Source organism: Nocardioides sp., from assembly GCF_016462705.1.
In the GTDB taxonomy this organism is placed as follows: Bacteria; Actinomycetota; Actinomycetes; order Propionibacteriales; family Nocardioidaceae; genus Nocardioides.
The window spans coordinates 1-7,974 of sequence record NZ_JAEMSS010000186.1; the positions used below are offsets into that span (position 1 = coordinate 1).

Sequence of the window (7,974 nt, forward strand, 5' to 3'; positions counted from 1 at the left end):
CCGCAAGGTCTCGACCGGCGAGGTGGTGGCGATCGGCACCAACGACATCTCCCACCTCGGCGGCGCCATGGACGTGACCGCGCGATTCTCCGGTGCCGTCGTCTCCTTCGTCCTCGTCGCCGTGATCCTGCTGCAGACCTCGACGACCCTCGGGCTGCTCGTGCTCATCGGCGTCCCGTTCCTGATGGTCCTCATCGGGCCGCTGCTCAAGCCCCTGGACCGGCGCGCGGCCCACCAGCGCCAGCTCATGGGCGAGCTGTCCAACACCGCCACCGACATCGTCGGCGGGCTGCGGGTCCTGCGCGGGATCGGCGGCGAGCAGGTCTTCCACGACCGTTACCGGCGCGAGTCGCAGGCCACCCGGGGGGCCGGCGTCGCCGTGGCCCGGCTGCAGTCCGTCCTCGACGCGCTCCAGGTGTTCCTGCCGGGGCTGTTCGTGGTGGTCGTGGTGTGGGTCGGGGCCCGCTACGCCGTGCAGGGCACGATCACACCCGGCGAGCTGGTCGCGTTCTACGGCTACTCAGCGTTCCTGATGATCCCGCTGCGCACCGCCACCGAGTACGCCAACAAGCTGATCCGGGCCCGGGTCGCGGCCGCGCGGGTCTGCCGCGTGCTCCGGCTCGAGGCCGACCGGATCGACCCGGCCGACCCGGCTCCGCCCCCGCCGCCGGGCTCCGACCTGGTCGACCTGCGCACCGGACTGCGGGCCCGCGCCGGGCGGATGACCGCGGTCGTGAGCGACCGGCCCGAGGAGACGGCCCACCTCGCCGACCGGCTCGGCATGCACGCACCACCCGTCGAGGGCGAGGTCGACGACGACGTGCGGCTCGGCGGTGTCCCCCTCACCGCCCTGCGCCGGGCCGACGTACGCCGGCTCATCGTCGTGTCCGACACGGGCTCGACGCTGTTCTCCGGCCCCCTCGGCCCTGGACTGGACATCACCGGCGAGGGCGCGGTGGCGGTGGAACGCGCGCTCGAGACCACCTCGAGCGGCGACATCCTGGACGCGCTGCCCGACGGCCTCGGGACCGAGGTCGCCGAACGCGGTCGCACCTTCTCCGGCGGGCAACGCCAGCGGCTGGTGCTCGCCCGGGTCCTGACCGGTGACCCCGAGGTGCTGGTCCTGGTCGAGCCGACGTCCGCGGTCGACGCCCACACCGAGGCCCGGATCGCCAGCCGGCTCCGCGCCCAGCGCTCCGGCCGCACCACGGTGGTCATGAGCTCCAGCCCGCTGGTGCTCGACGCCGTCGACGAGGTCGCCTTCCTCCAGGACGGGCGGGTCGTGGCGTCCGGGACGCACGCCGACCTGCTCGGCTCGGTCCCGGCCTACCGGGCCGTGGTCACCCGCGAGCAGGAGCCGGCGACCGAGGAGGCCGTGCGATGAGCACCTCCACCTCGCTCCCGATCGCGGACACCCCCGCGGTCCGGCGCTACGCCGGGGCGATCGCGCGCCGCAACCCGCGGCTGCTCTGGACGGCGCTGTCGCTCCACGTGCTCGCCGCGGTGGCCGCGCTGGCCGCGCCGCGGCTGCTCGGCGAGCTCGTGGAGGCCGTCGAGACCGGCACCACCACGGCGTACGTCGACAAGGTCATCCTGGTCCTGGCCGGGTTCCTCGTCGCCCAGACCGTGATCACCCGCTACGCCCGCCTGGCCAGCCAGGTGCTGGGCGAGAAGGTGCTGGCCGAGCTGCGCGAGGACTTCGTCGGCAACGCGCTGGCGCTCCCGGTCGGCGTCGTCGAGTCGGCCGGGTCCGGCGACCTGCTGACCCGGACCAGCCGGGACGTCGACCAGCTCGGCTGGTCGGTGCGGTGGGCGCTGCCGGAGTGGACGATCGCGGTGGTCACGGCGGTCGTCACGTTCGCGGCGGCGATCAGCGTCGGCTGGTGGGTCGCGATCCCCTGCCTGCTCGGCATCCCGCCGCTGGTCGTCGGCCTGCGCTGGTACCTCGCCCGCGCCAAGGACGGTTACCTCCGCGAGAACGCGTCCTACTCGGTGATGAACGCGACCCTCACCGAGACCGTCGAGGGCGCCCGGACCATCGAGTCGCTCGGGCTCGGCGAGCGCCGGGTCGAGGCGATCGACCGGGACATCTCCGAGTCCTACGCCGCCGAGCGCTACACCCTCTACCTGCGCACCGTGTTCTTCCCGAGCATGGAGCTGTCCTACCTGATCCCCACCGTCTGCACGCTGCTCCTCGGCGGCTACCTCTACAGCGAGGGATCGGTGTCGCTGGGCGAGGTGACGACGGCCGTCCTGTACGTCCAGATGCTCATCGACCCCGTCGACCGGATCGTGGCGATCCTCGACGAGCTCCAGGTCGGCGCCGCCTCGCTGGCCCGGCTGCTCGGGGTGGCGCAGGTCCCCGACGACCGGCGGGTGAGCGGCGCAGAGCCCGACGGCGAGGAGATCGACGCCGCCGACGTGCGGTTCTCCTACGTCGACGGGCGCGACGTCCTGCACGGCGTCGACCTGGACGTCGAACCCGGGTCGCGGCTCGCCATGGTCGGCCCGTCCGGCGCCGGCAAGTCCACCCTGGGCCGGCTGCTGGCCGGCATCCACCCGCCGCGGACCGGCTCGGTCACCGTCGGCGGCGTCGGCCTGGTCGAGCTCCCCCTGGCCGACCTGCGCGGGCACGTCGCGCTGGTGACCCAGGAGCACCACGTCTTCGTGGGCACGCTGCGCGAGAACCTGGCCCTGGCGGCACCTCCCGGGGCCACGGACGACGACATCCGGGCCGCCCTGTCCGCCGTCGACGCCCTGGACTGGGTCGATGCCCTGCCCGCCGGCCTGGACACGGTCGTCGGCTCCGGCGGCAACAAGGTGACCGACGCGCAGGCCCAGCAGATCGCGCTGGCCCGGCTGGTCCTCGCCGACCCGCACACGCTGGTCCTCGACGAGGCCACCTCGCTCATCGACCCGCGGGCCGCCCGGCACCTCGAGCGCTCGATGGCCGCCGTGCTCGAGGGCCGGACCGTCATCGCGATCGCGCACCGGCTGTTCTCGGCCCACGACGCCGACCGAGTGGCGGTCGTCGAGGACGGCAGGATCTCCGAGCTCGGGTCGCACGACGAGCTGGTCGCCGCGGGCGGCTCCTACGCCAAGCTCTGGGAATCGTGGAATGGTGCCGGCGCAGCCGCCCGCGAGGAAGGAGCGGACGGCGTGGGCGCCGGTGGGTCGAGCAAGCGTCGCGACTGAGGAACGACGTCGCGACAGCGCGCGAAACGACGCAAGCCGGGGCTGAAACGCAAGCCCCTCAGTGATGGCTGATGAACCCGCCGTCCACGACGATCTCCGTGCCGGTGATGAACGAGGCCTTCTCCGACATCAGGAACGCGACGGCCTCGGCGACCTCGCGCGGCTGCCCGAGACGACCCAGCGCCGACCCGCTCTCGAGCTCGGCCTTGAGCTCGGCGAGCTCCAGGGCGGGACCGAGCATGGGTGTCTCGATGAAGCCGGGACACACGGCGTTGACCCGGATCCCGTCCGAGCCGAGCTGGGCCGCCATCGAGCGGGTCATGCCCAGCATCCCGGCCTTGGACGCGCAGTACGCCGGGATCCAGGCGCTGGCCACGAGCCCCTCGATCGAGGAGATGCCCACGACCGAGGCGTTGGCCGACGTCACGAGGTGCGGGTGCATGAGCTGCACCAGCAGCGCCTGGGCGCGCAGGTTGAGCCCGAGCACGGCGTCCCACGACTCGGCGGTGAACGCGCCGACCGGCTCCACGGCCACGCAGCCCGCCGCGTGCACCAGACCGTCGAGCCCGTCCAGCTCCTCAGCGGCGCGCGCCACGCTCTCGGTGAGGTCGCCCGACACGTCGACGACCTCGTGGGGCATGCCGAGCCGGCCGGCGTGCTCGGCCACCCCGGGCGAGATGTCCCAGAGCGAGACGCGGACGCCCTGCTCGACGAGGACCTCGGCACAGGCCAGGCCGATCCCGGAGGCGGCTCCGGTGACGACTACTCCGCTCAAGGTGGTGCTCCATCCCGCTCGTGGTGGGTGGCGACGCTATACCTCCGCACGCCTCCGCCCGGGGACAAGGGCTCGCCACCGGCAGCATGCTCGTCGCAGGCTGTGCTGCGTGGGAACCGCGGTCGTCCTCGCCGAGGGCCCCAGTGACGCCGCGGTGCTCCAGGTCCTCGCCCGTCGGCTCGACCTCGACGCCACCGACGTCGAGGTCGTCCCGATGGGTGGCGTCACCAACGTCCTCCGCTACCTGCGTGAGTACCGGGAGCATCCCGGCACCACCGTGGCGGGACTGTGCGACCGCGCCGAGGTCCGCTTCGTCGCGGGCGCCCTCCGCCGGCTCGGTCATCCGGTCGAGGCCCGCGACGAGCTGTCGGCGTACGGCTTCTTCGTGTGCGACGACGACCTCGAGGACGAGCTCATCCGCGCCCTCGGCACGACCGCCGTCGTCGACGTGATCGAGCGGGAGGGCGAGCTCGGCCAGCTGCGGACCTTCCAGAACCAGCCCTACCAGCGCACCCGGTCGCTCCACGAGCAGCTGCATCGCTTCGCCGGCACGAGGTCGGGACGCAAGGTCCGCCTGGCCGCAGCCCTCGCCGAGGAGATCGGCGTGGACCACGTGCCCGCTCCCCTGCTGGACGTCCTGACCTTCGCGGCCGCGCGCAGGAGCTAGTCGCGACCGGGGATGCCGGTGATCCGCAGACCCGAGTGCGCCTTGTACTTGCGGTTGATCGAGATCAGCACTGCCGTGAACGGCTCCAGCTGGCGGGCCAGCCGGAGCTTGCCGGCGCTGATGCCCTCGCGGCCGGTCACCGCCCTGGCCAGCTCCATCGCCACCGCCTTGCCCTCGTCGGAGTCGCCGACGCACAGGACGTCCTCGTCGAGGTAGTCGTCGTCGCCCCACAGCAGGACCGCGGACACGTTGTGGAAGGCCCCGACCACAGTGGCGTCCGGTGCGAGGCGCTGGGCGGACTCCGCGGCGGAGCCCTCCCCGCCGTCGATGACCTGGCCGTGCGCCCCGCGCTTGTCGAAGGCGAGCGGGTTGACGCACGAGACCACGGTCTTGCCGGCCAGTGGGAGCGCGGCGACCAGCTCGTCGTGGCCGTCGTACGGCACCGCCAGCACGACCACGTCGGCGGCCTCGCACGCGTCGGCGTTGGCGGCTCCGGAAACCGATCCGGCCCCTGGGACGTCCGACAGCCGTGCGTTCACCTCGTCGGCCGTCGAGACCGCCCGCTCGGCCGCGCGGGAGCCCAGGACGACGTCGTGCCCGTGCTTGGCGAAGCGGTAGCCGAGGCCCTTCCCCTGCGGACCGGTCCCTCCGATCACCGCGATCCGGTACTGCGTGATCGGCTCAGTCATGGGCTCGTCTCCTGTATCAGGCCGCGCCGCACGGCGCTCCGCCTCGTGTCGGGCCTGTGGATGATCGCACGTTGCCACCCCGTGACCTGGCCAGGGGTGGGAGAGTTAACCCGTTGAGTAGCAGTGGGGGGCCCTGAGGGAATGGCGAGAGAGATCCGCGGCGACATCCAGGGACTGCGTGCCGTCGCAGTCGCTGTGGTGATCTGCGCCCACGCGGGGGTGACGGCGCTGCCCGGCGGGTTCGTGGGTGTCGACGTCTTCTTCGTGATCTCCGGCTACCTGATCTCCGGGCTGCTGTTCCGCGAGGTTCTCGTCACCGGCGGCGTCTCCATCGGCCAGTTCTGGGCCCGCCGGGCCCGGCGCATCCTGCCGGCCGCGACCGTCGTCTCGGTGGTCACCGTGGTCGCCTCGCTGCTGATCATGGGTCTCCTCGACGCCCGCGAGGTCGTCGTCGACGCGATCTGGGCGTCGGCGTTCGCCGCCAACATCCACTTCGCGCAGGAGGGTGTCTACTACTTCGCCCAGGACACCGGGCCGTCGCCGATGCAGCACTACTGGTCGCTCGCGGTGGAGGAGCAGTTCTACCTGGTCTGGCCGGTCCTGCTGTTCGGGATCATCCTGCTGACCCGGTTGCTGACCGGCCGCAACCCGAGACGGCTGCCGCGGGGCGCCGTGCTGGTCGTGCTCCTGGCCGTCGTGGTCGCCTCGCTCGCCTGGTCGATCCACCAGACCGTGGCCGCCCCCACCACCGCCTACTTCTCGACGTTGACCCGGGCCTGGGAGCTGGGCATCGGCGCGCTCGTGGCGCTCATCCCGGCCTCGGCGGTCGCGCGCCTGCACAGCCGCTACCTCCAGCTGATGGCGTTCGTCGGTGCCGTCGTGGTCGTCGGGTCGTGCGTCGTCATCACCTCGGCCACGCCGTTCCCCGGCATCGCCGCCGCCCTCCCGGTCGGCGGCACCGCGCTCCTCCTGATCGCGGGCCACGGCGGTGCCAGGACGCTGGTCGGGGAGCTGCTCTCGACCGAGCCGTTCCGGGTGATCGGCGACTGGTCCTACTCCCTCTACCTGTGGCACTGGCCGGTCCTGGTCCTCCCCGAGTACGCGCTGGGTCGCGGGCTCAACGCGTTCGAGAGCGGCCTGGCGGTCCTGGTCACGCTCACGCTGTCGGCGTACTCCTACCAGTACGTCGAGATGCCCTTCCGCAACGGTGGTCCGGCGCACCGCCTCCCCCGCCGCCGGGCCCTGGTCCTCTACCCGGCGAGCGCGGTCCTGGTGCTCGGCGTCGGCGGGCTCGCCTGGCTCTGGACGGGCGCCCAGGCCGACACCGACGGCGACAACCCGCCGATCACCATCGCCGGCAGCGCCAAGCCGGGCGCCGTGCACGTCGACACGGTCGCGCTGGTGCGGGCGTCGGTCAACGCCGCGCGCGAGCGCCAGGCCATCCCCAGCAAGACCGACCCCAGCATCCTGGAGCTGCGCGAGAGCGTGGCCGACGTCGGCGAGTGCGACTACGAGCAGAACGTCCGCAAGCTCTGCCAGGTCGGCGAGGAGAACGGCGACAAGACGGTCGTGCTCATCGGCGACTCGCACGCCCGCGCCTGGATCCCGGCCTTCGACCGGATCAACGAGGCCGGGAACTGGAAGGCCTACTACCTCGTCAAGCCGCAGTGCACCGCGGCGCACATCCCGATCGCCTCCGCCCAGTCCGACGACACCGTCTTCACCGACTGCTCGGACTTCCAGGACTGGGTGATCGAGCAGGTCGAGGACCTCAACCCCGACCTCGTGGTGGTCGCCTCGTCGCCCCCGGTCAACGGCGTCTTCGACGGCGACAAGCGGGTCACCTCCGTCGACGACACGATCCCGCTGCTGCGCGCCGGCTACGACGAGCTCTTCCGCGAGCTCGACGCGGCCGCCGACGAGGTCGTGCTGCTCCGCGACGTACCCAAGTCGCCCGAGGACCCCGCCACCTGCCTGACCACGGGCGACCCCAGCCTGGGCGACTGCATGTTCGAGCCCGACGAGCGCTCCCAGATCCTCGGCAACGTCGCCGTCGACTCCGCCAACGTCTCGGGCGCCCGGGTCGTCGACCCCACGCCGTGGCTCTGCTACCAGGGCGAGTGCCCCATCGTCATCGGCGGCACCCTGAGCTACCGGGACACCGACCACATCACCACCGAGTACGCCGCCAACCTGTGGGCCACGCTCGGGCGGGCCCTGCGGATGATCCCGACGAACGGCGTCGCAGCGCCCGCCGACCCCGACGACGCGGTGGCTGGCGGGTCGACGGACTGAGCCTCCGGTGGTCCAGGAGGTCGCGGCGTTTCGAGACGTCCGCACTCGTGGCTTCGACGTGACCACCCCGATTGGCGAGGCCGGACTGCGGGCTGGGGGTGGTGCCCGCGCGCGTAGCAGGCCGGGTCTCCGCGTCAAGGACGCTCGCTGGCGCTCGCGCCGCTTCGCGGCGGCCTGCGGCCGTCCTTGACCCGGAGCCTCTCCCGGCCTGCTGGCGGCGCGCTCAGCGGCAGGGCTCCGCCCCGCCGCCCGCATGCGCGGGCACCACCACCGTCTGCGGGTGGTGGGCCGGTCGGGACTTGGCGTGCGGATCCCATGCACCTGGTGGGTGCAGATCGCACGCTAGTGGGACT

General features: G+C 72.6%; 6 protein-coding genes. 4 read left to right on the forward strand and 2 right to left on the reverse strand.

Annotation, left to right across the window (positions count from 1 at the left end):
* The coding region (locus JHD21_RS18500; RefSeq protein ID WP_292678206.1) for an ABC transporter ATP-binding protein at nucleotides 1–1,384 on the forward strand (1,384 nt) is incomplete at its 5' end.
* On the forward strand, nucleotides 1,381–3,195 hold the full coding sequence (locus JHD21_RS18505) for an ABC transporter ATP-binding protein (RefSeq protein ID WP_292678208.1): 1,815 nt from the start codon (nucleotides 1,381–1,383) through the stop codon (nucleotides 3,193–3,195). The genes JHD21_RS18500 and JHD21_RS18505, both read left to right, overlap by 4 nt.
* A gap of 58 nt (nucleotides 3,196–3,253) precedes the next feature.
* Here JHD21_RS18505 and JHD21_RS18510 read toward each other — a convergent pair whose 3' ends face one another.
* Entirely contained in the window at nucleotides 3,254–3,970 is a 717-nt protein-coding gene (locus tag JHD21_RS18510; RefSeq protein WP_292678210.1) for an SDR family oxidoreductase, read from the reverse strand.
* Between the two features lie 109 nt (nucleotides 3,971–4,079).
* Here JHD21_RS18510 and JHD21_RS18515 point away from each other — a divergent pair, with 109 nt between their 5' ends.
* Nucleotides 4,080–4,637 (forward strand): TOPRIM nucleotidyl transferase/hydrolase domain-containing protein, encoded by a 558-nt coding sequence (locus tag JHD21_RS18515; RefSeq protein WP_292678212.1) that lies wholly within the window; start codon nucleotides 4,080–4,082, stop codon nucleotides 4,635–4,637.
* Here JHD21_RS18515 and npdG read toward each other — a convergent pair.
* Nucleotides 4,634–5,326 carry an NADPH-dependent F420 reductase gene (gene npdG, locus JHD21_RS18520; protein WP_292678214.1) on the reverse strand — a complete coding sequence of 231 codons (693 nt, stop codon included), beginning with the start codon at nucleotides 5,324–5,326 and terminating at the stop codon, nucleotides 4,634–4,636. The genes JHD21_RS18515 and npdG overlap by 4 nt on opposite strands.
* Nucleotides 5,327–5,467: 141 nt before the next feature.
* Between npdG and JHD21_RS18525 the strand changes: the two genes are divergently transcribed.
* Nucleotides 5,468–7,621, forward strand: coding sequence for an acyltransferase family protein (locus tag JHD21_RS18525; protein WP_292678215.1), 2,154 nt, complete (start codon nucleotides 5,468–5,470; stop codon nucleotides 7,619–7,621).
* Nucleotides 7,622–7,974: the final 353 nt, after the last annotated feature.

Bases quoted from the DNA above. Each gene is read 5' to 3' on its own strand.
- JHD21_RS18505 (WP_292678208.1), top strand. From the start codon at position 1,381: ATGAGCACCTCCACCTCGCTCCCGATCGCGGACACCCCCGCGGTCCGG.
- npdG (WP_292678214.1), bottom strand. From the start codon at position 5,326: ATGACTGAGCCGATCACGCAGTACCGGATCGCGGTGATCGGAGGGACC.
- JHD21_RS18525 (WP_292678215.1), top strand. From the start codon at position 5,468: ATGGCGAGAGAGATCCGCGGCGACATCCAGGGACTGCGTGCCGTCGCA.